The sequence below is a fragment of the Kitasatospora sp. NPDC032757 genome (assembly GCF_055579305.1).
The window spans coordinates 76,933-100,586 of the sequence record NZ_JBVINN010000027.1; the positions used below are offsets into that span (position 1 = coordinate 76,933).

Annotated in this window: 16 protein-coding genes; 10 read left to right on the forward strand and 6 right to left on the reverse strand. The window is 74.8% G+C overall.

All coding sequences use genetic code 11. From position 1 onward, the window contains the following. Window positions 1–2: 2 nt before the first annotated feature. From ACZ5WK_RS26235 to ACZ5WK_RS26255, 5 genes are all read right to left on the reverse strand, one after another. The gene (locus tag ACZ5WK_RS26235) at window positions 3–1,448 is read right to left on the reverse strand and encodes a hypothetical protein (RefSeq protein ID WP_465550647.1); all 1,446 of its coding nucleotides are present in this window, start codon (window positions 1,446–1,448) and stop codon (window positions 3–5) included. Next, the gene (locus tag ACZ5WK_RS26240) at window positions 1,445–4,375 is read right to left on the reverse strand and encodes a hypothetical protein (protein ID WP_465550649.1); all 2,931 of its coding nucleotides are present in this window, start codon (window positions 4,373–4,375) and stop codon (window positions 1,445–1,447) included. Before ACZ5WK_RS26240 ends, ACZ5WK_RS26235 begins: the two co-directional genes overlap by 4 nt. After that, window positions 4,368–5,228, reverse strand: a complete 861-nt coding sequence (locus tag ACZ5WK_RS26245) for a nucleotidyl cyclase domain-containing protein (RefSeq protein ID WP_465550651.1) — start codon at window positions 5,226–5,228, stop codon at window positions 4,368–4,370. Before ACZ5WK_RS26245 ends, ACZ5WK_RS26240 begins: the two co-directional genes overlap by 8 nt. A gap of 76 nt (window positions 5,229–5,304) precedes the next feature. Continuing rightward, a complete protein-coding gene (locus tag ACZ5WK_RS26250) occupies window positions 5,305–6,042 on the reverse strand; it encodes a Crp/Fnr family transcriptional regulator (protein WP_396321149.1) in 738 nt (245 codons plus the stop codon). Between the two features lie 497 nt (window positions 6,043–6,539). Further along, a complete protein-coding gene (locus tag ACZ5WK_RS26255; RefSeq protein WP_465550653.1) occupies window positions 6,540–7,619 on the reverse strand; it encodes a DUF3048 domain-containing protein in 1,080 nt (359 codons plus the stop codon). 291 nt (window positions 7,620–7,910) lie between these two features. Here ACZ5WK_RS26255 and ACZ5WK_RS26260 point away from each other — a divergent pair, with 291 nt between their 5' ends. The 8 genes from ACZ5WK_RS26260 (at window position 7,911) to ACZ5WK_RS26295 (ending at window position 20,093) form a co-directional block, all read left to right on the forward strand. Next, a complete protein-coding gene (locus tag ACZ5WK_RS26260; RefSeq protein WP_465550655.1) occupies window positions 7,911–12,191 on the forward strand; it encodes a molybdopterin-dependent oxidoreductase in 4,281 nt (1,426 codons plus the stop codon). A gap of 308 nt (window positions 12,192–12,499) precedes the next feature. Then, complete coding sequence (locus ACZ5WK_RS26265; RefSeq protein ID WP_465550657.1) at window positions 12,500–13,324, forward strand: FAD binding domain-containing protein; 825 nt, start codon at window positions 12,500–12,502, stop codon at window positions 13,322–13,324. After that, entirely contained in the window at window positions 13,321–16,092 is a 2,772-nt protein-coding gene (locus tag ACZ5WK_RS26270; RefSeq protein WP_465550659.1) for a molybdopterin-dependent oxidoreductase, read from the forward strand. Before ACZ5WK_RS26265 ends, ACZ5WK_RS26270 begins: the two co-directional genes overlap by 4 nt. 183 nt (window positions 16,093–16,275) lie before the next feature. Beyond that, window positions 16,276–16,515 (forward strand): hypothetical protein, encoded by a 240-nt coding sequence (locus ACZ5WK_RS26275; RefSeq protein WP_396321152.1) that lies wholly within the window; start codon window positions 16,276–16,278, stop codon window positions 16,513–16,515. Between the two features lie 77 nt (window positions 16,516–16,592). After that, the gene (locus tag ACZ5WK_RS26280; RefSeq protein WP_465550661.1) at window positions 16,593–17,165 is read left to right on the forward strand and encodes a hypothetical protein; all 573 of its coding nucleotides are present in this window, start codon (window positions 16,593–16,595) and stop codon (window positions 17,163–17,165) included. Continuing rightward, window positions 17,162–19,093, forward strand: a complete 1,932-nt coding sequence (locus ACZ5WK_RS26285) for an ABC transporter ATP-binding protein (RefSeq protein WP_465550663.1) — start codon at window positions 17,162–17,164, stop codon at window positions 19,091–19,093. Before ACZ5WK_RS26280 ends, ACZ5WK_RS26285 begins: the two co-directional genes overlap by 4 nt. Continuing rightward, complete coding sequence (locus ACZ5WK_RS26290) at window positions 19,090–19,572, forward strand: S26 family signal peptidase (protein WP_465550665.1); 483 nt, start codon at window positions 19,090–19,092, stop codon at window positions 19,570–19,572. The genes ACZ5WK_RS26285 and ACZ5WK_RS26290 overlap by 4 nt, the downstream gene beginning before the upstream one ends. Continuing rightward, complete coding sequence (locus tag ACZ5WK_RS26295) at window positions 19,569–20,093, forward strand: MauE/DoxX family redox-associated membrane protein (RefSeq protein ID WP_465550667.1); 525 nt, start codon at window positions 19,569–19,571, stop codon at window positions 20,091–20,093. Before ACZ5WK_RS26290 ends, ACZ5WK_RS26295 begins: the two co-directional genes overlap by 4 nt. An 89-nt stretch (window positions 20,094–20,182) precedes the next feature. Here ACZ5WK_RS26295 and ACZ5WK_RS26300 read toward each other — a convergent pair whose 3' ends face one another. After that, window positions 20,183–21,049 (reverse strand): AfsR/SARP family transcriptional regulator, encoded by an 867-nt coding sequence (locus ACZ5WK_RS26300; protein WP_465550669.1) that lies wholly within the window; start codon window positions 21,047–21,049, stop codon window positions 20,183–20,185. A gap of 408 nt (window positions 21,050–21,457) precedes the next feature. On the opposite strand from ACZ5WK_RS26300, the gene ACZ5WK_RS26305 reads away from it, so the two are divergent. Both ACZ5WK_RS26305 and ACZ5WK_RS26310 read left to right on the forward strand, forming a co-directional pair. After that, window positions 21,458–22,966 carry an MFS transporter gene (locus ACZ5WK_RS26305; RefSeq protein ID WP_465550671.1) on the forward strand — a complete coding sequence of 503 codons (1,509 nt, stop codon included), beginning with the start codon at window positions 21,458–21,460 and terminating at the stop codon, window positions 22,964–22,966. After that, on the forward strand, window positions 22,963–23,562 hold the full coding sequence (locus ACZ5WK_RS26310; protein ID WP_465550673.1) for a TetR/AcrR family transcriptional regulator: 600 nt from the start codon (window positions 22,963–22,965) through the stop codon (window positions 23,560–23,562). The genes ACZ5WK_RS26305 and ACZ5WK_RS26310 overlap by 4 nt, the downstream gene beginning before the upstream one ends. Window positions 23,563–23,654 lie beyond the last annotated feature (92 nt).

Here is a 23,654-nt window from a genome sequence, read left to right on the forward strand (position 1 = left end):
CGTCAGCTCCATTCGCCGGGGGACCACGGGCGGTCGTCGCGCTCCCGGTCGTCGTCGGGGCGGCGTCCGTCGTCGTGGCGCTCGTCGGGGCGGCGTCCGTCCGGGCGGCGGTCCTCGGTACGACGGTCTCCGCCGGCGGCGTCGGACCCGGGGTACTCCCAGTCGTCGAAGGCCTCGCTGGGCCGGCGGCCGGTCCGGGCCGCGGGGGGCCGCTGCGGGGCGGCGGGCTCGGCATCCACCCACAGCGGGGTGAAGGGGGGCCGGTCGCTCCCCGTGTCGTCTCTCCGGTCGTCTCTCCGGTCGTCGTTCCGGTCTTCGTTCCGGTCTTCGTTCCGGCCGGCGGTGCGGCCGGTCCGACGGCGGTCGTCGTGGTCGTTGCGGGCGTTGCGGGCGTCGCCACGGTCTTCCCGGTGCCGGTCCTCCCACCGGGTGGCGTCCTCGTCGTCCTGACCGCGACCCCGGCGCCCGCCCGGCGACAGCTCGGCCCTCCGAGCCGGCTCGCGGAGCGGTGGCCGGCCGAAGCTGCCCTCGACGCGGTAGGCGGTGGTCCCGAGCAACTCCCTGACCTGCGACTCCAGCTCGGCCGACTGGATCACCCCCTTCTCGACCAGCCGCAGGGTGTGGTCGAGCAGTTCACGCTTGTCGGCGCGGGACTCCTGGCGCAGCATCTCCATGAACGCGCGCGCCTCGTCCTGGTTGTCGGCGAGCATGAAGCAGATCTGGCTCCACTCGCCGCCCTCGAGCATCGTCCGGAACTTGCGCATGCGCATCTGCAGGAGCTCGGTGCGCCGGTGCTCCTCGGCCAGCGCGCGGTCGTGGCTGCGTGCCGCCGTGCGGTCGTCGTGGTCGAAGTTCCGTTCCGCGTCGACGTGCTGGATGGTCTTCTTGTCCACCGCGAAGCGCACGAAGAGCTCCGCCCGCAGTCCGAGGTCGTAGCCCAGGTCGTCCCACTGCCCGTTGCGGCAGGCGGACTTGACCGCGCGGTCGGCCTCCGCGGCGGCCGACACGGGGTAGTTCGAGCAGATCCCGCGCAGGCGCTCCACCAGCGGTGCCCGCAGGCGCACGGCCACGTTCTTGACCTGCTCGTCCACCACCTTGCGGTAGTCGGTGACCGACCACTGCACGTCCGCCTCCACTTCGAAGAAGGTGGCGCTGCCGGCCGCGGGGACCTGAAGGGTCAGCCGGGTGACATGGGTGCCCCTGGCCACCTCGCAGACCGTCACCGGGCGTGCCATCAGGGGCCGCCCGAAGTGCTCGGTGCCCATCGCGGTGACCACGCTGTGGCCGCCGTTGCGATAGAAGAGCACCAGGGCGACCTCGGCGCTCGGGTGGCGGGCGCCGGCGTCCGGGCGCGGGTACTCCCTCAGCAGCGGACCGGCCGGCTGCTCGGGCGTGCCGGACCTGCCCCGGCCGGCGGGCTTTGCGGCGGCCCGCGGGTTGTCCGTCATCGTTCCTCCTCCGATGTCCCGACGGCGTCGGCGGACCGTCCGTCGTGACCGTCGCGGCCGCGGCGCCCGCCCCGCCCCTCCCGGCCCCCGCCGTGGTCTCCGCCGGGGCGGCCGCCGGTGGCGAGGTGCCAGAGCTCGCGGCCCCGCGCGTTCGGCAGGGGATCGTCCGGGTCGTTCATCATGCGGCGCAACAGCCAGTCCAGCAGCCGCCGTTCACTGTCGGTGCTCAGCAGGGCCGGCAGCAGCGCGGCCAGGCCGGCCCGGGTGTCCGGGCCGTCGTCGTCGACGGCACCGCGAAGCCAGAACTCCAGGCAGTCGGTGGCGGCTTCGTGGGAGCGCGGTGTGCGCAGCGCCGTCCACATCAGGTCGGCCAGTGGACCGGTCCGGTCGGGGCGGGTGACGGCGAGGGCGAGCGGCAGCGGCCAGTCCAGGTAGTCGCCGAGGTCCGGCGAGGCCTCGCCGTCCCAGACCTCACCGACCGTGGTCAGCGCGAGCCGCACGACGGTCAGCAGGCCGAGGTCCTGGTAGGGCACCCGCTGGTCGCCGGTCCAGTCGGCGAGCCGGCGCAGCACCGCCCGGTCGTCCGGGCCGGAGAGCAGGCGGACGACGCTGTGCGAGGCGAGCGGAGCCTGGTCGTCCTCCTCGTCGGTGCCGATCCGGGCCAGTCCGTCGAGTGCGGCCTCCACCGGGGCGGCGTGGCCGAAGCCGAGGGCCAGGGCGGCGGTCCAGCGCAGGCGCGGGGAGTCCGACTTGGTCCAGTCGCGGACGAGGGCCCGCACGGCCGGCCGGTGGCTCTCGTGCCGGGCCGTCTGGTCGAGCACGGTGGCCGCGAAGGCCCGGCGCTGGGTGGTGCGGGCGGTGGCCATCGGACGGACCAGCTTCTCGTAGCCGTTGGCGAAGTCCCGGGCGCAGAGCTCTCCGGAGGCGAGGGCGGCGCGCACCCAGATCTCGGGCCGAGGGTCGTCGGCCAGCAGCCGCATCCACCGGACCATCGGCTCGCGGGCCGGGTGGTGGCGGTCCCAGACCTCCGCGAGCACGGCGGCGGGCAGGGCCGAGCCCCGGTAGCGGACGATCCGGGCGGGCGCGCTGATGCCCGCCGTCTCCACCTCGCCCTCGGTCAACTCGGCCCGGAGGTAGGCGAGATCGGAGACCGGATCGTCGCAGAACAACGGGCGGGCCGGGGTGTTGCCGGGGTCGCGGGCCACCGCCAGCTCCCAGGTGAGCAGGTGGGCCGCCTCCGCCACGGTGCTGTGCACGGCGCCGTTGAGGACGGCCAGCGCGATCCGGGAGGCGGTCGGGTGCAGCACGGTGGCGGCCGAGCGGCCGGTCTCCTCGGCCGCGCCGGCGATCTCGCGGTCCGCGCCGGCGAACCACTCCTGGGCCTGCTGCGGGGCCAGGCTCCGGCAGCCGCCGAGGAGTTCCTCGCGGGTCAGCCTGCCGAAGACGTGGGCGGCGATCAGGTCGGCGAGCAGTTCGGCCTCGGCGGGGCGGAGGTCCTCCAGCCCGACGCCGGCCCGCAGCTCGGGGTCGTCGGCCAGCTCGGCCGCCCACGCGGCCCGGGCGGCCGCCTCGTCGCCGGTCCCACGGGCGCCGTCACCGGACGCGTCACCGAACGCGTGACCGGGCCCGTCACCGGAACCGGACGCGTGACCGGACGCGTGACCGGAACCGGACGCGGCACCGGGCCCGTCGGTGCACGCGTCGCCCGGCTGCCCGGTGTCCGCGTCCGCACCCCCGGCGGGTGCGGACTCCGCCGCGGCGCCGGCTTCGGCGCGCTCGGCGGCCCCGGCGGCTTCGGTGCTCTCCGCGTCCGGGCCGGCCAGATGTGCGGCCAGCCTGGCGCGCAGCAGCTGCTCGGTCGGAGCCGGCGGGCAGATCCGGCCGTACCGCCCGGACAGCAGGGGCGTGGCCGTGGGGCCGGCGGCCACCACCAGCACCGCGTAGGAGCCGACGCCGGCGAGCGCGGCGGCGAGCGCGTCCAGCTCCAGCTCGCCCGGGGGCAGGCCGGGATTGCCGTGGCCGGAGGGGAGTTCGAGCAGGTAGCCGTGCCGCTGCCCGCCGTTCCCCTCGACGGTGGCGGTCAGCTGCGGCACGGCCGTCTCCGGGGAGACCCGGGAGACCCGGGCCGGTGGTTCCGCGGGCCCGACGGCCCGCACGCCGTCCTGCGGGCCGTCCGCGGCCGGCGGCCGGTCCTGCGTCAGCTCGTCGAGCAGAGCCAGCGCGGTGCAGGTCCGCCCGGCGCCGGGGGCCGCGGCGAGCACCAGGACCCGCTGCCGGCGCAGCGCCTGCTGCAGGTCGACGTAACCCTCCGGCTCCAGGTAGATCCGGCGGACCCGCCGCAGCTCCGACTCGGGCACCGGGCCGCTGACCGCGCCGACCGCCTGCCGGCTGTCCAGCCGCAGGTGGACGTCGCCGATGTGGGCCTGGTGGAACACCGTGCGGTCGAACAGGTTGTGGTCGCCGCCGACCTGGTACGAGCCACGGGCCTGGCGGTGCGCGCGGGAGGTCGCGCCCATGCCGACCGCCGCCCCGCCCTCCTCCTCCTGCTCGTCGAGCAGCCGGTCGCGGCTGCGCTCGCGGAACCGGCCGGCGGCGCGCTCGCGTTCGGCGCGCTCCTGGTCCTCCGGGTCCTGGGCCGGCCGGTCGCCGGCGGGGTGCTCCCCGTCCGCGGCCCCGGGTTCGGCGCCGCCCGGGGCCGGGCGCTCCTCGTCGGCCCGCTCCGGGTCGGCCCGGGGCCGCTCGCGGCCGTCCCGGTCGCCGGGCCCGGACGCCGGGCGCGCGCGCTCGGGCCGGTCACGCTCAGGGCCGTCGCCTTCGGACGGTTCGCGCCGGGGGCGGTCCTCGCCGGCGCGCCGGTCGGCCCGGTCGCGCGGCTCGTCCGCCCGGCGCGCGGCCGGGGCGGCGGGGGCGTTCCTCGGCTCAGCCACGGTGCGCCCCTCCGGTGGTGCGGCCGATGTGCACCGGCCCCTGGTAGGTGTTGTCGCGGTGCACCGACACGTCGCCGTGCACGATCGTCTGCTCCGGGATCTCCTGGACGTCCTGTGGTTCCCGCACCTCCGGCACGAGCGGGGCCGCCAGGGTGTACTCCGCCGGTTCCCGCCGGCCCGGCGCGTCCTGCCCGCCGCCGTCCTGCTCCGCGCCGTCCTGCTCCGCGCCGTCCGGCACCTGTGCAGGCCGGGGCCGGCCGGGGAGCCGGACCCACGCGGGCGTGGCGCCGTCCTTGGTCCGCAGGTCGGCCGGCGCGTAGTCATCGGGGTCGACGAAGCGGCCGCCGTGGTGGACGACCTCGCGGTAGAGCGAGTCGGAGACGACCACGACCAGGTCGGCCCGGTCGCGTTCGAGCAGCAGGCGGGCGGCGGCCGAGTCGGTGAGCCGGCAGGCGAGGTCGACGGCGTGGCCGCTGATGCCCTGGGCGTCGTGGGTGACCGGGCCGACGTGGAGGCCGACGCGGAGCCCGAGCGGCATCCGCAGGTCGGGGTTCTCCCGGCGCAGCTGCTCGTGCACCTCGGTGACCCAGACGCCGAGGATGCGGGCGGGCGGGACGGTGGGGCCCACCGCCGCCAGGATGCCGTCGCCGCGGTCCTCGCGGTGGACGGCGCGGGCCGGTACCCCGGCCTCGGCGAACGCCCGGTCGAGGACGGCGTACAGCTGCCGCCGCATCCGGGTCTTTCCCGCATCGTTGTAGGCGCCGGACTTCCGGACGTCCACGCTGACCACCAACTCGTACACCGCGTCGACTGCTTGGTCGTGCACGTTCACCCCCACGCTTGTCTTCGGCACACCGTCAGAATCCGGCGCCGGGCGCCGGGTTGTCTGTGATGCTTTACATGCGCCGGCGATCCCCCGCTCTCTGCGCTCAGAGGCGCGGTCTGGCCTCCGGCCGTTGGTCGTGCGGCCCCTGCGCGAGCAGGAGGAGCGGGGCGGGGGCGAGGATCTCGACCATCCGGGTGCCGGTCCGCACCAGCCCCTGGTCACGGAGCAGCTTGAGTGCTTTGGCCACCGCCTCGCGGGTGGCGCCGACGGTGGCGGCGAGGTCGTCCTGCGCCAGGTGGACGACGGACGCCGAACCGCCCTCGGCGGAACGGGTGCGGGCGGGCCCGGCGGTGGCGTCGGTGGTGGAGAGCTCGACGAGCCGGCTGGCGAGGCGCTGGACGACGGTGAGCGAGGCGAGTGCCGAGCGTTCCCGGTCGGAGTCCCGCAGCCGGGAGGCGAGCTGGGCCATCACCTGGCTGCCGACCCGCGGGCTCGTGGCCAGGAAGCGCCGGAAGCCGTCTCCGGGTATCACGAGCGCCTCGACCGGCCCGAGCGCCTGGACGGTCGCGCTGCGCGGCCGCTGGTCCAACGCGGCCAGTTCGCCGATGAGCTCGCCCGGTCCGCGCAGGCCGAGGACCAGCCGGGTGGCTCCGCGGTCGGTGGCCACGAAGACCATGGCCCAGCCGGCCAGGACCAGCAGGACGTGGGTGGAGCGGTCCCCCTCGGACAGCAGGTGCTGCCCCGCCGCGAAGGTCTTCGGGGTTCCGAGCGAGACGAGTGCTTCATGGTCGTGGGCGGTGAGGGTACGGGCGAAGGGCAGATCGCCGCCGAGCAGACCCATGCCACCCCCCTGATGATCGTGAACTGCCATGATCCGGTCCGACGTTGGGAGATCGTAGACCCGTCGGATGCGGATTCAGGCCAGATTTCTCACAACGGGGTCAAGGTGGTGGGCGTGTGACTCAGGAGGCTGGTGAGGCACTCCGGCGAGGGCCTGACGCGCTCCGCGAACGATGGTGAAACCGCAGGTCGGGGCGGGTGCCGGGGAGGCATCTGTGCAGACTTTGAAACAATTCGGACATCGAATGGCAACAGCTCGGTGTACACGCTCCGTTCGCCCTCTCGCGCGGGCACCGGCGCCGGTGCCCGCGGCCGGCCGGGCACGGCGGCGGCGGCCCCCCCCGGGGCGCGGGAGGTCCAGGTCAGGCCGTGCCGGGCCACGGGCGAGGAAGGTACCCGTGCTCTGCCGGCTGCCCGGGCCGGCCCCGGGACGGCGTCAACGGCGGGGCGCCGGCGGAACGGCCTGAGCCCGCACCCGGCCGGGCGGTCCGGTGAACCTCACGCGGGTTCGAGGACGATCCAGACCTGCCCGGGGTGGAAGGTCATCGGCCGCCCCGCGTAGCTGAACTCCGTGCCGGCGGAGGCGTCGGACCGCGACCAGGTGCCCCGGTACGCCGCGCCGTCCCGCAGGAAGACCGCCTCACCGCTGCCGACGGTCGGCGCGTAGGGCACGAGGTGCCCGAACGAGTCGACCAGCCCTCGGGGCGACGTGGTCTCGGCGACCTTCTGCACCACGATCGTCGGCGCTCCCATCTGCCCGGCGTCCGTGGTGGTGGCCGGCCTGCCGTCGACCGCCACCAGGTACCTGCCCTCCGCGGCGGACCAGGTGAAGGTGAACGAGGCCGCCGGCATCCGCGCGGTGAACGAGGCGGCCGGGACGCCGCCGGCCGGCGCGTCGCCGAAGCGGAAGCCGACGTCGCGGGCCACCGCCGCGTCCGGGAAGTGGCCCAGAATCCCGGACGGCACCACGTACTGGTTGAACGGCGGCACGTTCCACTGCCCGCGGAAGAACGAGCTGTCCTGCACCGGCGAGCTGTTGAACACGTCCGCTGCGGCGAGCACCGGCAGGAACGCGGTCTGCGCCCCGGAGTACGCGAAGTCCACCCGCCCGTACTGCTGCAGGATGGGCAGATCGCTCTCCCGGGCGCTGCGCACCGGGCCGATCCGGTCGCCGGCGGGCAGGTGGTTCGAGTCGTAGACCGCCAGGAACCGCGAGAGGCCGCCCTCGACCTCGATCGCGTACACCACGTCGGCCGCGTTCACGCCGGTCTGGGGCCTGGCCGCGGCGGCATTGTCGATCTTGACGGCGATGATCCTGCCCGCTCCACCCGGCAGCCCGGTGAGCGGCGACACGGCACCCGCGCCGCCGGGACCGGAGGGGCCGGCCGGCGGGGAAGCCGACGGGGCGGGCGGCAGGCCGGCCGCCGTGTGCCCGGGGCCGCCCCCGCCGCCGACGGTGAGCACGACCGCCAGCAGGATCGCGAGGAGCACGGCGCCGCCGCCGACGCCGAGGGCGACGAGCCGGTGCCCGACGGTCAGGGATCTCCACCGGGCCGTCGCACGCTCGAAGGTCTTCATCCGGGCTCACCTCCGTGCACCCGGTCATCAGGGACTCGGGCACCTGTGAAGACGCGGCCGCCGACCGGCCCGGTTCCGTCCGCGGCCGCTGACCGGCCCGCGGCGGCCGGTTCGCTCACACCCGGCCGCGACCGGCGTGCGGCAGCGTTAACCATCGATGATCAGTCGGCGTGATGCGGTGGTAACCCGGGCTTCCTACGGTGCTGACGGTGGGGGTGCCCCCACGGTCGCCCGCAGGAGCCGCACGGTCCGGCGGGCGGCGAGGAGGAGTCCTACCGAGGGGGAGCCCCTGTGACGGCGTCGGGCCCGAAGGCCACCAGCACCGTGAAGACCGTCTGCTCGTACTGCGGTGTCGGCTGCGGGGTGCTGCTCGACGTCACGACGGACGCCGCCACCGGGCGGCGCACGGTGGTCAAGGCGTCCGGCGACAAGGGCCACCCCGCCAACCTCGGCCGGCTCTGCACCAAGGGCGCCACCAGCGCGGACATGCTCGCCGCCGCCGGCCGGCTGGGCACGGCACTGGTCCGGGCGGAGCGCGGCGCCGAGCCGGCCGCGACGGACGTGGACGAGGCGATCGCCGCGACCGCGCGGCGGCTGCGGGAGATCCTGGACGAGCACGGCCCGGACGCGCTGGCGTTCTACGTGTCCGGCCAGATGAGCCTCGAAGCGCAGTACCTGGCGAACAAGCTGGCCAAGGGCTTCGTGGGCACCAACCAGATCGAGTCCAACTCCCGTCTCTGCATGGCCAGCGCGGGCACCGGCTACAAGCTCTCACTGGGCGCCGACGGGCCGCCGGGCTCGTACCGGGACTTCGAGCACGCGGACGTCTTCTTCGTCATCGGCGCCAACATGGCGGACTGCCACCCGGTCCTCTTCCTCCGCCTGATGGACCGCGTCAAGGCGGGCGCCAAGCTCGTCGTCGTCGACCCGCGCCGCAACGCGACCGCCGACAAGGCCGACCTCTACCTGCAGGTCAGGCCGGGAACGGACCTGGCGCTGCTCAACGGCCTGCTGCACCTGCTGGTGGAGAACGGGCACACCGACCCGGCCTTCATCGAGGAGTTCACCGAGGGCTGGGAGGCGATGCCCGGCTTCCTCGCCGACTACACACCCGCGACGGTCGCCGGGATCACCGGCATCCCGGAGGCCGACATCCGGGAGGCGGCGCGGCTCATCGGCGAGGCCGGGGAGTGGATGAGCTGCTGGACGATGGGGCTCAACCAGTCCACCCACGGCACCTGGAACACCAACGCGCTGGTCAACCTGCACCTGGCGACCGGTGCCATCTGCCGCCCCGGCAGCGGCCCCTTCTCGCTGACCGGCCAGCCGAACGCCATGGGCGGGCGCGAGATGGGCTACATGGGCCCGGGTCTGCCGGGCCAGCGCTCCGTCCTGGTGCCGGCCGACCGCGAGTTCACCGAGGGGCTGTGGGGCCTCGCCCCGGGCACGCTGCGCGCGGAGGCCGGCCAGGGCACCGTCGAGCTGTTCTCGCGGATGGCGGAAGGCGGGATCAAGGCCTGCTGGATCATCTGCACCAACCCGGCCGCGACGGTCGCCAACCGGAAGACCGTCATCGCCGGCCTGGAGGCGGCCGAGTTGGTCATCACCCAGGACGTCTTCGCCGACACCGAGACCAACGCCTACGCCGACGTGGTGCTGCCCGCCGCGATGTGGGCCGAGGCCGAGGGCGTGATGGTCAACTCCGAGCGCAACCTCACCCTCGCCCGGCCGGCCGCCGACCCCGTGGGCGAGGCCCTGCCGGACTGGCAGATCATCGCCCGCGTCGCCTGCGCGATGGGCTTCGCCGAGGGCTTCACGTACGACGGCGCCGAGGAGGTCTTCGAGGAGATCAAGCGGGCGTGGAACCCGAAGACCGGCTACGACCTGCGGGGCGTGACGTACGAGCGGTTGCGGGAGACCCCGGTGCAGTGGCCCAGCGCCTCCGTGGACGGGCCGGACCGCAACCCGGTCCGGTACGTCAACGACGGCGTCAGCCAGACCCTGCTGGAGCGGCCCGACGGCATCCGCCCCCGGCTGGCGTTCCCCACAACGAGCGGCCGCGCCTCGTTCTTCCCCCGCCCGCACCTGCCGGCCGCCGAGCTGCCCGACGACGACTTCCCGTTCGTCCTCAACACCGGCCGCCTGCAGCACCAGTGGCACACCCTGACCAAGACGGGGAAGGTCGCCAAGCTCAACAGGCTCGACCCCGGGCCCTTCGTCGAGGTCCACCCGCAGGACGCCGAGGCGCTCGGCATCGCCGGGGGAGAGCACCTGGAGATCGCGTCCCGGCGTGGCAGGGCCGTGCTGCCGGCGGTCGTCACCGACCGGGTACGGCCGGGCAACTGCTTCGCGCCGTTCCACTGGAACGACCTCTTCGGCGAGTACCTCAGCATCAACGCCGTCACCAACGACGCCGTGGACCCGCTCTCCTTCCAGCCCGAGTTCAAGGTCTGCGCCGTCTCGCTGAGACCGGTGCCGGCGCCGGAGCGCACGGCGGCCGCTCCCGTGCCCGCCGCCGTGGGGCCCGCCCCGGGGGAGCCCCGGCCGCACCCGGCACCCCTCGCGCCGCAGGGTGCGGGCACCGCTGCGCTGAGCAGCCTCTTCGGCATCGCGGACCTCGCCCCGCCGGCCTTCGCCACCGGCGAGCGGCACTTCCTGGCCGGCTTCCTCGCCGGACTGGACGCGGCCCCGCCGCAGGGCGCCACGGTGCCGGTCCTGCCCGCGCGGGCCCCCATCGACCCGGAGCGGGCCCTGTGGGTCAACGGCGTGCTGGCCGGCAGGTTCTCCCGCACCGCCGCCGGCGCCCCGTCGCCGGCCGTGCTGCCGCCCCCCGCGCCGCGTACCGGCGAGCAATCGCCGCCGGCGGCCGACGGGCCCGCGCGTGAGGTCCTCGTCCTGTGGGCCTCGCAGACCGGCAACGCGGAGGAGGCCGCCGCCATGACCGTCGGCCGCCTCACCGAGGCCGGCTGGCGGGCGAGGCTCCTCGGCATGGACGACGTCAGCCCGGCCTCCCTGCCGGCCGGCGCCCCGGTCCTGTTCGTCACCAGCACCTTCGGCGACGGCGACGCACCAGACAACGGCTCCGGCTTCTGGGCGGCCCTCTGCGCCGGGGGCGAGGCCCTCGCCGCCGACCTCGGCTACTCGGTGCTGGCCCTCGGCGACTCCAGCTACGACGACTTCTGCGGCCACGGCCGCCGCCTGGACCAGCGCCTCGGCGAGCTGGGCGCCACCCGGCTCGCCGCCCGCACCGACTGCGAACCGGACTACGCCGAGGCCGCCGGGAAGTGGCTCGACGAAGTCCTCGGGGCGCTGGCGGAGCGCCGGCCGGAGCCCGCCCGGGCGACGTCCGCCCCGGCCGGGTCCGCGGCCCGGCCCGCGCCCGCCACGGCGGTGACGGAGCCCGCCGGGCCCGGAGCCGCACCGGCTGCGCCGGAGCGGTCCGGCTACTCCAGGACCTCACCCTTCGCCACGCTGCTGATCGGCAACCGGCTCCTCAGCCTCCCGGGTTCGGCCAAGGAGGTCCGGCAGTACGCCTTCGACATCCGCGGCGGCGACCACGGCGACCTCGCCTACGAGGCGGGCGACGCGCTCGGCGTCTGGCCGGCCAACGACTCGGAGCTCGTGGCGGAGTGGCTCGCCGTCACCGGCCTCGACCCCGCCGACACCGTGCCGGTCGCCGACGCGGGGGACATCCCGCTCGGCGAGGCCCTGCGGACCAGGCTGGAGATCGCGAAGATCACCCCCGACCTGCTGCGCTTCGTCGCCGAGCGCACGGGCGACGGCGGCCTGCGGCGGCTGCTGCGGGCGGACAACAAGGGCGAGCTGGCGAAGTGGAGCTGGGACCGGCAGGCCGTCGACGTCGTCGGCGCGTTCCCCGTCCGGGCCACCGCGCGGGAGTGGGCCAGCGTCCTCAGGCGTCTGCAGCCCCGGCTGTACTCGATATCGTCCAGCCCGCTGGCCCACCCCGGCGAGGTCCGTCTCACGGTGTCCGTCGTCCGTTACGCCAACGACCTCGGCAGGGCCCGTAACGGCGTCTGCTCCAGCTTCCTCGCCGACGCCGCCGACGACGGTCCGGTGCCCGTCTTCGTCCAGCGCTCCCCGCACTTCCGCCCGCCCGGCGACCCCGCCACCCCCATGATCATGATCGGCCCGGGTACCGGGGTGGCACCGTTCATCGGCTTCCTGGAGGAGCGGCAGGCCCGCGGCCACACCGGCCCGAACTGGCTCTTCTTCGGCGAGCAGCGCGAGGCGACCGACTTCTACTACCGCGAGGAACTGGCGGCGTTCCAGGCGTCGGGCCACCTGGACCGTCTCGACCTCGCCTTCTCCCGCGACCAGCGCGCCAAGGTCTACGTGCAGGACCGGATGCGCGAGCACGGCCCCCGCCTGTGGGACTGGCTGCAGAACGGCGCCCACCTCTACGTCTGCGGCGACGCCGGCCGGATGGCCAAGGACGTCGACCGGGCCCTGCGCGACATCGTCTCCGCGCACGGCGGCCTGGACGACGACGAAGCCGGCGCCCACGTCCGGCAGCTCGCCACCGACAAGCGCTACGTCCGTGACGTCTACTGAGGACGCCCCTTGCCCGGGGGCGATCCGGCCGGGCACGCGCCGCGGCGGCCCCTGACGCCCGGGCGCCGGCCGGACGCGGCGCGTGCCCGTTTCCCCGGGCCTGCCCCGCACTCGCAGTCACCCGCAGCTCCCCGCATATGCGAGGCTACGGAGCGCAACATCATGGCAGATGCAAGCCGATGAGGGCATTCCGCCTTGGTTGATCGTCCAGTCCGCAGCTGAATCGCCGGTGTGCGGCACCACTCGTTCCGGGCCGCCCACCCTTGTTTCAATCGCCGTAATCGAATGGTCGAGGACGGTGGAGCGACGTGGACCTGAACACGGTGGCGGAGATGTGCGACGCCCGGCGCCGGGACACGTGGCGCCCGGGTGATGCCTGGCTGGGCGGCGGCACCTACCTCTTCTCCGAGCCCCAGCCCCACATCCGCCGGCTGATCGACCTGAGCCGGATGGGCTGGGAACCGCTGACGCCGACCGAGGAGGGCGGCCTGGAGATCGCCGCGACCTGCACGATCGCCGAGCTCTCCCGGTTCCCGAAGCCGGCGCACTGGACGGCGGCGCCGCTGTTCGAGCAGTGCTGCCGGGCGTTCCTCGCGTCCTGGAAGATCTGGAACATGGCCACCGTCGGCGGCAACCTGTGCAACGGGCTGCCCGCCGGGCCGATGATCTCGCTGACCGCGGCCCTCGACGGCGTCTGCCTGCTGCAGTCCCGGACGGGCGCTCTGCGGGAGGTCCCGGTCGAGGGGTTCGTCATCGGCGCCGGCGTCAAGGTGCTCCAGCCCGGCGAACTGCTCCGCTCGATCACCCTGCCGGCCCGTGCCCTCGCCGCGCGCACGGCGTTCCGGCAGGCCTCGCTCTACGGACTGGGCCGGTCCGGTGCGCTGGTGATCGGAATGCGCGACCCCGTCGACGGGACGCTCACCGTCACCGTCACCGCCTCGACCGTGCGGCCGATCCGCATCCGGTTCGCGCTTCCGCCGAACGCCGAGGCCCTGCGCGAGGCGGTGGAGTACGCGATCGAGCCGGGCGAGTACTACGACGACATCCACGGACTCCCGGCCTGGCGCAGGCACATGACCTTCCGCTTCGCCGAGGAGATCCGCCGCGAACTGACCGAGGAGGCCGGACGATGAGCTTCGAGATCCGCGTCAACGACCAGGACTTCGACGCCGAGCCCCGCCCGGGCCAGTGCCTGCGCACCTACCTGCGCGACCGTGGCTGGTTCGGGGTCAAGAAGGGCTGCGACGCCGGCGACTGCGGTGCGTGCACCGTCCAGGTCGACGGCAGACCGGTGCACAGCTGCATCTACCCCGCCCGGCGCGCCGAGGGCCGCTCGGTGACCACCGTCGAGGGGCTGGCCAAGGACGGCGAACTGCACCCGATGCAGCAGCGGTTCCTGGACGCCCAGGGCTTCCAGTGCGGGTTCTGCACCGCCGGTTTCCTGATGACCACCTCGGCCCTCGACGAGGAGCAACTGGCCGACCTGCCCCGGGCGTTGAAGGAAAACCTGTGCCGCTGCACCGGCTACCGGGCCATCGAGGACGCCATTCGCGGGGTCACGCACACCGAACAGCCGTGCGCCGGGCAGGCCGTCGGCCGCAGCCTCGGGGCGCCGGCCGGGCCGCAGGTGGTCACCGGGACCGCCCGCTACACCTTCGACGTCGAGGTGGAGGGGCTGCTGCACATGAAGCTCCTGCGCTCCCCGCACCCCCACGCCCGGATCGTCTCGATCGACACCGCGGCCGCGCTGCGGGTGCCCGGGGTGCACGCGGTGTTCACCCACCACGACGCGCCGGACAAGCTGTACTCCTCCGCCCGGCACGAGCACCCCACCGAGGACCCGGACGACACCCGGGTGCTGGACGACGTGGTCCGCTTCGTCGGGCAGCGCGTGGCGGCCGTGGTGGCCGACAGCGAGGGGGCGGCCGAGGAGGGCTGCCGACGGATCGTCGTCGAGTACGAGGAACTCCCGTACGTGGTCGATCCGGAGCTGGCGATGCTGCCCGGCGCGCCGGTGATCCACCCGAAGGGTCCCGAGTCGCGCATCTTCCGTGCCGAGGACAACGTCTGCGGCGAGGTGCACGGCGAGATGGGCAGCGTCGAACAGGGTTTCGCCGAGGCCGACGTCGTCTACGAGGAGACGTTCCAGACCCAGCGGGTGCAGCACGCCAGCCTGGAGACGCACGGCTGCGTCGCCTGGTTCGAGGACCGGCTCGACGAGGCCGGGGAGCCGACCGGCGAGGAGCGGATCGCGGTCCGCTCGTCCACCCAGGTGCCCTTCCTGACCCGGCGTGCGCTCTGCGCGCTCTACGACCTGCCGCAGGAGAAGGTCCGGGTGGTCGCGGGCCGGGTCGGCGGCGGGTTCGGCGGCAAGCAGGAGATGCTGGCCGAGGACATCGTCGTGCTGGCCGCATTGAGGCTGCACCGTCCGGTGAAGCTGGAGTTCACCCGCGCCGAGCAGTTCCACGGCGCGACCACCCGCCACCCGTTCAAGATCACCGTCAAGGTCGGCGCCCGGAGGGACGGCACCCTGACGGCGCTCCAGTTCCGGGTGGTGGCCAACACCGGTGCGTACGGCAACCACGGGCCGGCCGTGATGTTCCACAGCGTCGGCGAGTCGATGGGCGTCTACCGGGCGCCGAACAAGAAGGTGAACGCCTACTCCGTCTACACCAACTGCGTGCCCGCCGGGGCGTTCCGCGGCTACGGACTCGGCCAGGTGACCTTCGCCCTGGAGTCGGCGATGGACGAGCTGGCCCGACGCCTCGGCATCGACCCGCTGGTCCTGCGCGAGAAGAACGTCATCGGTCCCGGCGACCACATGGAGGGCCCCTGCGGCGAGGAGGAGGACCTGCACATCGCCAGCTACGGCCTCGACCAGTGCCTCCAGGTGGTGCGCAACGCCATCGCCGACGACCGCAGCGCCGAACAGGCACCCGAGGGCTGGCTGGTCGGCCAGGGCTTCGCGATGGCCGCCATCGCGACCGGCCCGCCCGGCGGCCACTTCGCCGACGCGACGGTGAAGCTCCTGGAGGACGGCACCTACGACATCGCCGTCGGCACGGCCGAGTTCGGCAACGGCACCACCACCGTGCACAAGCAGATCACCGCCGGCGCGCTCGGCACCACGGTGGACCGCATCGCCATCCGGCAGTCCGACACCGACGTCGTCCGGCACGACACCGGGGCCTTCGGCTCGGCGGGCACGGTGGTCGCCGGCAAGGCCGTGATGAAGGCCGCCAACGCGCTCGCCGAGCGGATCCTCTCCTTCACCGCCGAGTACGCCCGCACGCCGCGCAGCCTGCTGCGGCTCGCCGCCGACGTGGTCGAGTGCGACGGGCGGCAGGTCTCCCTCAAGGAGGTCTTCGAGGCGGCCCGCGGCAGGGGTGTCGACCTCGCGGCCGACGGTCACTGGGGCGGCTCCCCGCGCTCGGTGGCCTTCAACTCGCAGTGGTTCCGCATCGCCGTCGACCCCGGCACCGGGGAGATCCGGATCCTGCGCAGCGTCCACGGCGCCGACGCCGGCAAGGTCATGAACCCCCTGCAGTGCCGCGGCCAGGTCGAGGGCGGCGTCGCCCAGGCCCTCGGCGCGACCCTCTTCGAACGGGTCCTCGTGGACGAACGCGGCGAGGTCACCGCCGCCGCCTTCCGCCGCTACCGGCTGCCGGCCTACGCCGACGTGCCGCGCACCGAGGTCCACTTCACGGAGACCTCGGACGCCATCGGGCCGCTCGGCGCCAAGTCGATGAGCGAGAGCCCCTTCAACCCGGTCCCGCCCGCCTTCGCCAACGCCCTGCGCGACGCCACCGGTATCCGCTTCACCGAGGCGCCCTTCCTCCGCGACAAGGTCTGGCAGGCCATCGCCGAGCACCGCGCGGCGACGGGTACGCCGAGCGGCTGACCGGCCCGGCCCTCGCCGGACCGCCGGACCGCCGGACCGCCGGACCGCCGGTCCGGCGAGCCGGCCGGGCACCCGTGCGCCGCCGCTTCCGGGCGCAGAGCCGATGAGGAGCCGATGGAGAGAGCGCCCGGACAGCATGGTGGGCGACCCGAACGGACGGGTCGCACCCCACAAGGAGGTCTCATGACCAGGACCCTCACGTCACTCGGCGACCGGATGCTGGGCGCGGTGCTGAAGCAGAAGAAGGCCGGCGCCTGTGTGCCGCCGGACTACTGCGGTGTCGTCGCCTGTACCTCGAGGAGCGGCTACTGCTCGGGCGGCTGGTGGTGGCAGCCGATGTGCAACGGCTACTACAACTGCACCGGCACCTGCAAGGGCACCGGCGGCCTCCAGTACAACAAGAAGGTCGCGTACGGCTGCTGACGACCGGATGGGCGGGGGCCCCGTTCCGGCGGCCCCCGCCCTCTGTCGCCCCCGGAACGGCCCAGAGAGGAACCGACATGCTCACCGCCCTCATCGCCCTCGCCGTCGTGCTCGGCATCGCCACCGCGGCCAACCTCGTGCTCACCTTCGCCGTCATCCGCAGGCTGCGGACGCTGGAGGAGGGCGGCACGGGTGCCCCCGACGCCCTGCCGGCGGTCGGCACCGCCGTCGGCGGGTTCAGCGCCGTCACGACCTCCGGGGAGGAGCTCACCGTGGCCGACGTGGCCTCCGGTGACGCCTTCGCCGGGTTCGTCATGGTCGGCTGCACGCCCTGCGGCACGCTGATCGACTCCCTGGCCGGCGGCGCCGCCACCGGGGCCGACGACCCGCTGTTCTTCGTCGTCGGCGACCCGGAGAGCCCGGAGACCCGCCGGATGACCGCCGCCCTCGGCGCCGTCGGCCGGGTGGCCGTCGTCGCCGAGAAGTCCTCGGCCACCGCCGCCTTCGGCCAGGTCGGCGCCTTCCCGACGCTGCTCCGGCTCAAGGACGGCGTCATCACCGCCGCCGGTCACGAGCTGGCCGACGTCGTGCCCGCGCCGGCCCACCGCGCGCAGGCCGACCGCCCGGCTGCGGTCCGGGAAACGGTGTGATCACGGCGGTCGCCGGGCGGGCACGGACCGCGGCCGCCGCCCTGCGGCTGGGCTGGCGGGCCTCGCCCGGGGGGATCCTGCTCCAGCTCCTGCTCGCCCTGCTCACCGGGGTGCTCCCCGCCGTGACGGCCTACGTCACCAAGCTGCTCGTCGACGCCCTCGCCGGCGCGGGCGGCCCCGGCGCGGCCGACGGCACCCGGGTGGCGTGGCTCGCGGCGGCCGGCGCCGTCCTCGCCGGGGCGATCGCCGTGTTCAACCACGTCACGGCGCTGACCGGCGCCGTGGTCGGCCGGGCCGTCAACCTGGAGGTGCAGGACCGGCTCTACGAACGGGTCAACGCCTACCGCGGGCTGCGCCCGTTCGAGGACCCGGCCACCCAGGACCGGATCCGGCTCGCCGAGACCGCGGCCCAGGGCGCACCGCACGACGTCCTCGACTTCCTGCTCGACTCGGTCCGCAGCAGCGCGACGATCGCCGGGTTCCTCGGCACGGTGCTGGTGTTCTGGCCGCCGATGGGCGCGCTCCTCGTCCTCTGCGTCGCGGTCTCCGTCGTCGGCCACGTGCGGACCTCCCGGGGCCTCGCCGACACCGCCGCCGCCATCGTCCCCGCCACCCGGCGGTACTACTTCTACCGGACGCTGCTCATCGACCCCCGGGCCGCCAAGGAGATCCGCCTCTTCGGCACCGGGCCGCTCTTCCGCCGGCGCGCGCTCGACGGGCTCCGCGAGACGACCGGCGCCGGCCTGGCCGCCCTGCGCCGCAGCGTCCTCGTCCAGTCGGGGCTCGCCCTGCTCACCGCGGCCGCCGCGGGCACGGCGGCCGTCGTCGTCGCGCGGCAGGTGCTCGTCGGCCGGATCACCCTCGGCGACATGACCCTGTTCACCGCCGCGGTCGCCGCCGTCCAGGGCGCACTGTCGTCCATCGTGATGCAACTCGGGCGCGCGGAGGAGGCGTTGCGGCTCTTCGGGCACTACCTGGCGCTGCTCGGCTCGCCCGTGGACCTGACGGAGGGCACGGTCGTACCGGCCCCGCTGCGGGACGGCATCACCTTCGAGGACGTGTGGTTCCGCTACACCCCCGACGGCCCCTGGGCGCTGCGCGGCGTCGGTCTGCACCTGCCGCACGGCCGCGCCGTCGGCCTCGCCGGAGTGAACGGCGCGGGCAAGAGCACGCTGGTCAAGCTGCTCTGCCGGTTCTACGACCCCGAACGCGGGCGCATCCTCTGGGACGGCGTCGACATCCGCACCATGCCGGTCGACGAGCTGCGGCGCCGGATCGGCGCGACCTTCCAGGACTTCATGACCTACGACCTGACCGCCGCCGAGAACATCGGCCTGGGCGCCCCCGAACACCGCGAGGACCTCGGCCGGATCCGCGCCGCGGCCGGCCGCGCCGGCATCGACGGGACCTTGGAGCGGCTGCCCCGCGGCTACCGGACCCTGCTCAGCCGCACGTTCACCGACGAGGACGAGCAGGACGGCGTCACGCTCTCCGGCGGCCAGTGGCAGCGCGTCGCCCTCGCGCGGTCGCTCATGCGCGAGGACGGCGAGCTGCTCATCCTGGACGAGCCCAGCTCCGGCCTCGACGCGCTCGCCGAGCGGCAGGTCCACCAGGCGCTGCGCCGCCACCGGACCGGGCGCACCAGCCTGCTGATCTCGCACCGGCTCGCCGCGCTGCGCGAGGCCGACATGATCGTGGTGCTCTTCGAGGGGCGGGTCGTGGAACGCGGCAGCCACGACGAACTGGTGGCGCTCGACGGCCGGTACGCGGAGATGTTCGCCGCCCAGGCGGAGGGGTACCGCGCGGACGGTCCGCCCGCCGCCGGCCCCGCCGCGGGCCGCCGGCCGGCCGGCCGGCGGCCCGCGCAGGACGACGTGCAGGACGACGTGCCGCGCGTCGACGCGGACCGACCCGAGGCGGTGCGGTGAACGCGCTCTCCCCGACCGCGGCGGCCGTCGCCGCCGGGGCACTGGCCGGGGCTGCGGTGGTGCTGCTGCTGCGCCGTTCCTTCGAGCTGGTCGTCGTGCACGGCGGCAGCATGGAGCCCACCCTGCGGGACGGCGACCGGGTGCTGGTGCGCCGCACCACGGTGTTCCACCGCGGCGACGTCGTGGTCATCCCCGTCCCGGACGGACCGCGCGCCCCGGGGGACACGCCCTGGCTGGTGAAGCGGGTCAGCGGCATGCCGGGGGACCAGGCCGCGGACGGCTGCCCCGCGGTGCCGCCCGGGCACCTCGCCGTTCTCGGCGACAGCCCGCGCAGCCTGGACTCCCGGACCTTCGGCACCGTCCCCAGCCGCACCGCCCTGGGCGTCGCCGTACGCCGGATGTCCCGCGACGGGCGGCCCGCGCAGTCCCTGAACCGATCGGGGCACCGTACGACCCACGGTTCGAGGAGGACCGCATGACGATGCTGCAACTGGCCGCCCGCGCCCTGCTGGTGGTGGTCTTCGGCGCCGCCCTGACCGGCAAGGCGCGCAGCCGCGCGGCCCTGGCCGCGTTCACCGCCGACCTGGCGGGCTTCCGCTGGCTGCCGGCCGCCCTGCGGCTGCCGACCGCCGTCGGTGTGATCGCCGCCGAACTGGTGACCGTGGTACTGCTGGTGACGGTACGACAGGCCGGCGCGGTGGCCGCGCTCGGGCTGCTGACCGGGTTCACCGTCGCGACCCTGCGGGCCGGGCGGGCGGCGGACTGCCGGTGCTTCGGCCCGGCGAAGCCCGCCGCCCGCGGCAGCGCCGGGGGCTTCGTCCTGCGCAACTCGCTGCTCGCCGCCGGCGCGCTCACCGCGGCGCTGGCCCCCGGCGGTGACGTGGCCCCCGCCCTGGCGGCGGCCGCCCTCGCCGCGGGCGTGGCCGCGGGCGCCCTGGTCGTACGGTGGGACGACATCGCCTACCTGTTCCAGGGGCCCGCCACGCCCCGGCGCTCCTGACGGCCCTGCTGTTCCGGACGGATCCGGTCGCTCCCGGTCAATCCCGGTCGGCGTTCCCGGCGGGTGGACCGCGGGGGCGGCCGCGCCGGTCAGCGGCCCGTCCGCGGGTGGTACGGACGGGTGTGCGCCGGATGGCAGCAGAGCCGGCGGAGCCGGGGGAGGCCCGCGCGCGTGTGCCGGCGCGGGCCCAGCAGGGCCGGGTCGCCGCGCAGTACGGCGTGCTCCAGCTCCACCAGGGCGGGCCCCGGGTCCAGCCCGAACTCGTCCGCGAGCAGGGCCCGCAGCCGGCGGGCCACGGCCAGCGCGTCGGTCTGCCGCCCGCTGCGGTACAGGGCGAGGACCAGCTGCTCCACGAGGCGCTCGCGGGCGGGGTAGCGGTCCACCAGGGCCGTCAGCTCGGGGACCAGCTCGTGGTGCCGCCCCGCGCCGAGTTCGATGTCCGCCAGCAGTTCAAAGGCGGCGAAACGTTCCTCCTCCAGATGGGCCCGGAACGGTTCCACGAACGGCGCATCGATCCCGACGAGCGCGGCGCCGCGCCACAGACCGAGCCCGGTCCGTAAATGCCGGACGGCCCGCGTGTGCTCGCCCAGCGCCGTGAGCCGCCGCGCCTCCGCGACCTCCCGGCAGAAGTCCATGGTATCGAGGTCGTGCCGCCCGACCGACAGGCGGTAACCGCCCGCCAGCGAGGCGAGCGGCCCGGCGTCGTCCCCCGCCCCGGCCCCGGTGGCAGCCCCGGGGAGGAGCTTGCGCAGGGCCGAGACGGCGGTGTGCACCTGGCCGCGGGCGCTGCGCGGCGGACGCTCGCCCCAGAGCGCGTCCACCAACTGCTCGATGCAGACCTGGTGGTTCGCGTTCAACAGCAGGAACGTCAGCACCGCACGCCGGCGCGGCCGTTCGATGGGCACCTGGGTGCCGTGGTCGAAGACTTCCAGCGGTCCAAGAACCGTGTAGCGCATGTTTCCCCCGAGCTACGGACCTTGTGGGCAGCTCAAACGAACTCCCGTTGGTCGAACGGGAGTCGGCGGCTCGTCGCGATGCGCGCGATCATAAGCCGTCGTCCCGGCTATGGGAACCGCGCTGCCGAAACCCGCGCCCGTGGTCCGCGCCCGCGGTCCGGGCGGGTGGCCCGCGGCCGGAGGGAGCGGCCTGGACGGGGTCGAACGGTCCGGGGGAGCGAGGACTCCTCCGGTGGCCGGGGCCGGGTGCACCCGCCCTGTGCGCGGCCAGGTCCGCCCTCGCCGCCGCTCGCGCCGCGGCCCGCCGCCGGGGGGAGGCCAAGGACGGGACAGGGGGGTGCACAAGCGTTTACCCTGGGAATGGGTGAACGCTTGTGCACCCCTTGGCGGAGCAGTGTCTGGAGCAGCATGACGACCCCGGTGACGGCCGAGACCGGCCCGCCCTCCCCGGCCCTTCCCCCGTCCGCGCGGGCGTCGCGGGCCCGTTCGATCGTGCCGGTCCTCGCCTTCTGCGGTGTCGTCGTCGCCGTCATGCAGACCCTGGTCGTCCCGCTGCTCCCGCACGTCCCCGCCCTGACCGGCAGCTCGCCGGGCGCGGCCGGCTGGCTGGTCACCGTCACCCTGCTGACCGGCGCGGTCTTCACCCCCGTGCTCGGCCGGGTCGGTGACATGTACGGCAAGCGCCGCGTGCTGCTCGCCTCGCTGGGCGTGCTCACCGCCGGCTCCGTCCTGTGCGCCGTGAGCTCGCAGATCGGCGTGCTGATCGCCGGCCGGGCGCTCCAGGGCGCGGCCCTCGCCGTCATCCCGCTCGGAATCAGCATCATCCGCGACGAACTGCCGCCCGAGCGCGTGCTGCCGTCCATCGCCCTGATGAGCTCCACCCTCGGCATCGGCGCCGCCGTGGGCCTGCCCGTGGCGGCGCTGGTCGTCGAGAACTTCGACTGGCACACCATGTTCTGGGCCTCCGCGGCGCTCGGCCTGGCGGACATCGCGCTGGTGCTCCGGATCGTCCCGGAGTCGCCCCTGCGCTCACGCGGGCGCTTCGACCTCCTCGGCACCCTCGGCCTCGGCGCCGTGCTCGTCGGCCTGCTGCTCGCGATCACCCAGGGCGCCGGCTGGGGCTGGACCTCGCCGCGCACCCTCGGCCTGCTCGGCGGATCGGTGCTGCTCGGGCTGGTCTGGGGCCGCTACGAACTCCGCACCTCCTCGCCGATGGTCGACCTGAGGGTCTCGGCCCGGCCCGCCGTGCTGCTGACCAACGTCGCCGCGATGCTCATCGGCTTCGCGTTCTACGCGAACTCCCTCGTCACCGCCCAGATGGTGCAGGAGCCCAGGTCGACCGGCTACGGACTCGGCGCCTCGATCGTGGTGGGCGGGCTCTGCCTGCTGCCGGGCGGCCTGGCGATGGTGGCGCTGTCCCCGGTCTCCGCCAAGACCTCCGCGAAGTACGGACCGAGGACGACGCTCGCCCTCGCGGCGGCCGTCATGGTGGTCGGTTACCTGGTGCGCTTCTTCACCAGCCACAGCCTCTGGCTGATCGTGGCCGGCGCCACGGTCGTCTCCTCCGGCACCGCCATCGCGTACTCGGCGCTGCCCGCGCTGGTGATGCGCGCCGTGCCGGTCGGCGAGACCGGCGCGGCGAACGGGCTGAACACGCTGATGCGCTCGGTCGGGCAGGCCTGCTGCAGCGCGGTGGTCACCGCCGTGCTCGCCCACGTCACCTTCACCGTCGACGGGCACACCGCCCCCACCCTGCACGCCTATCTGCTGATCTTCCTGATCGCGGCCGCCATGGCCGCCGCCGCACTGGTCGCGACGCTCTTCCTGCCCCCGGGCCGGACGGCGCGCCCCGGCTCCGCCGCACCCGGTACGGTCGAGGTGACGACGCCCGCGGCCCCGGCCCAGGAGAGCACATGACCACCGCCGACGAGACCGGCGCGGCCGAGCCGAACGCCGAGGCCGACGCCGGCCACGAGCAGGTAACCGGGCGCGACGCGATCCTGCGCGCCGCCCGTCGGGCCTTCACCCTGCGCCCCTACGCCGACGTCACCATGCGGGGGATAGCGGCCGACGCGGGCGTCAGCCCTTCGCTGATCGTGAAGCGCTTCGGCAGCAAGGAACAACTGTTCAACACCGTCGCCGACTTCCGGCCCGCGGCGGACGAGCTGCTCGCCGCCGAGCCTGCCGGGCTGGGCCGCCACCTGGTGCTGACCATGGTCCGGCTGCGCCGGGAACTGCGCGGCGACCCGCTGTTGCGCGTCGTGTTCTCGCTCGGCAACGAGGACGAGCGGACGTTGCTGCGCGAGCGCTTCCGCCACCAGGTGACGGACCGCCTCGCCGCCTCGCTGCCGGGACCGGACGCCGAGCTGCGTGCCGAGCTGATCGCCGGCCTGCTGCTCGGCCTCGGAGCGACACTGAGCCTGCACCGCCCGGGTGCGGGCAACCGCGCGACGCCCGCGCGGCTGGCGGACCTCTACGCCCCCGCGCTGCAGCGGCTCATCGACGGCGACTGAGACCGTCCGGTGGCCGGAGGAGCCGGCCCTCGGCGCGGCGGCGCCCGGGTGGCCGCCGCCGCGCCCGCGTGGACGTCAGCCCGTGTGGACGT

Excerpts from the sequence above, each read along its gene's own strand:
- ACZ5WK_RS26305 (WP_465550671.1), top strand. The coding sequence starts at position 21,458 with ATGACGACCCCGGTGACGGCCGAGACCGGCCCGCCCTCCCCGGCCCTT.
- ACZ5WK_RS26250 (WP_396321149.1), bottom strand. The coding sequence starts at position 6,042 with ATGGGTCTGCTCGGCGGCGATCTGCCCTTCGCCCGTACCCTCACCGCC.
- ACZ5WK_RS26280 (WP_465550661.1), top strand. The coding sequence starts at position 16,593 with ATGCTCACCGCCCTCATCGCCCTCGCCGTCGTGCTCGGCATCGCCACC.
- ACZ5WK_RS26255 (WP_465550653.1), bottom strand. The coding sequence starts at position 7,619 with ATGAAGACCTTCGAGCGTGCGACGGCCCGGTGGAGATCCCTGACCGTC.
- ACZ5WK_RS26235 (WP_465550647.1), bottom strand. The coding sequence starts at position 1,448 with ATGACGGACAACCCGCGGGCCGCCGCAAAGCCCGCCGGCCGGGGCAGG.
- ACZ5WK_RS26275 (WP_396321152.1), top strand. The coding sequence starts at position 16,276 with ATGACCAGGACCCTCACGTCACTCGGCGACCGGATGCTGGGCGCGGTG.
- ACZ5WK_RS26295 (WP_465550667.1), top strand. The coding sequence starts at position 19,569 with ATGACGATGCTGCAACTGGCCGCCCGCGCCCTGCTGGTGGTGGTCTTC.
- ACZ5WK_RS26310 (WP_465550673.1), top strand. The coding sequence starts at position 22,963 with ATGACCACCGCCGACGAGACCGGCGCGGCCGAGCCGAACGCCGAGGCC.
- ACZ5WK_RS26300 (WP_465550669.1), bottom strand. The coding sequence starts at position 21,049 with ATGCGCTACACGGTTCTTGGACCGCTGGAAGTCTTCGACCACGGCACC.
- ACZ5WK_RS26270 (WP_465550659.1), top strand. The coding sequence starts at position 13,321 with ATGAGCTTCGAGATCCGCGTCAACGACCAGGACTTCGACGCCGAGCCC.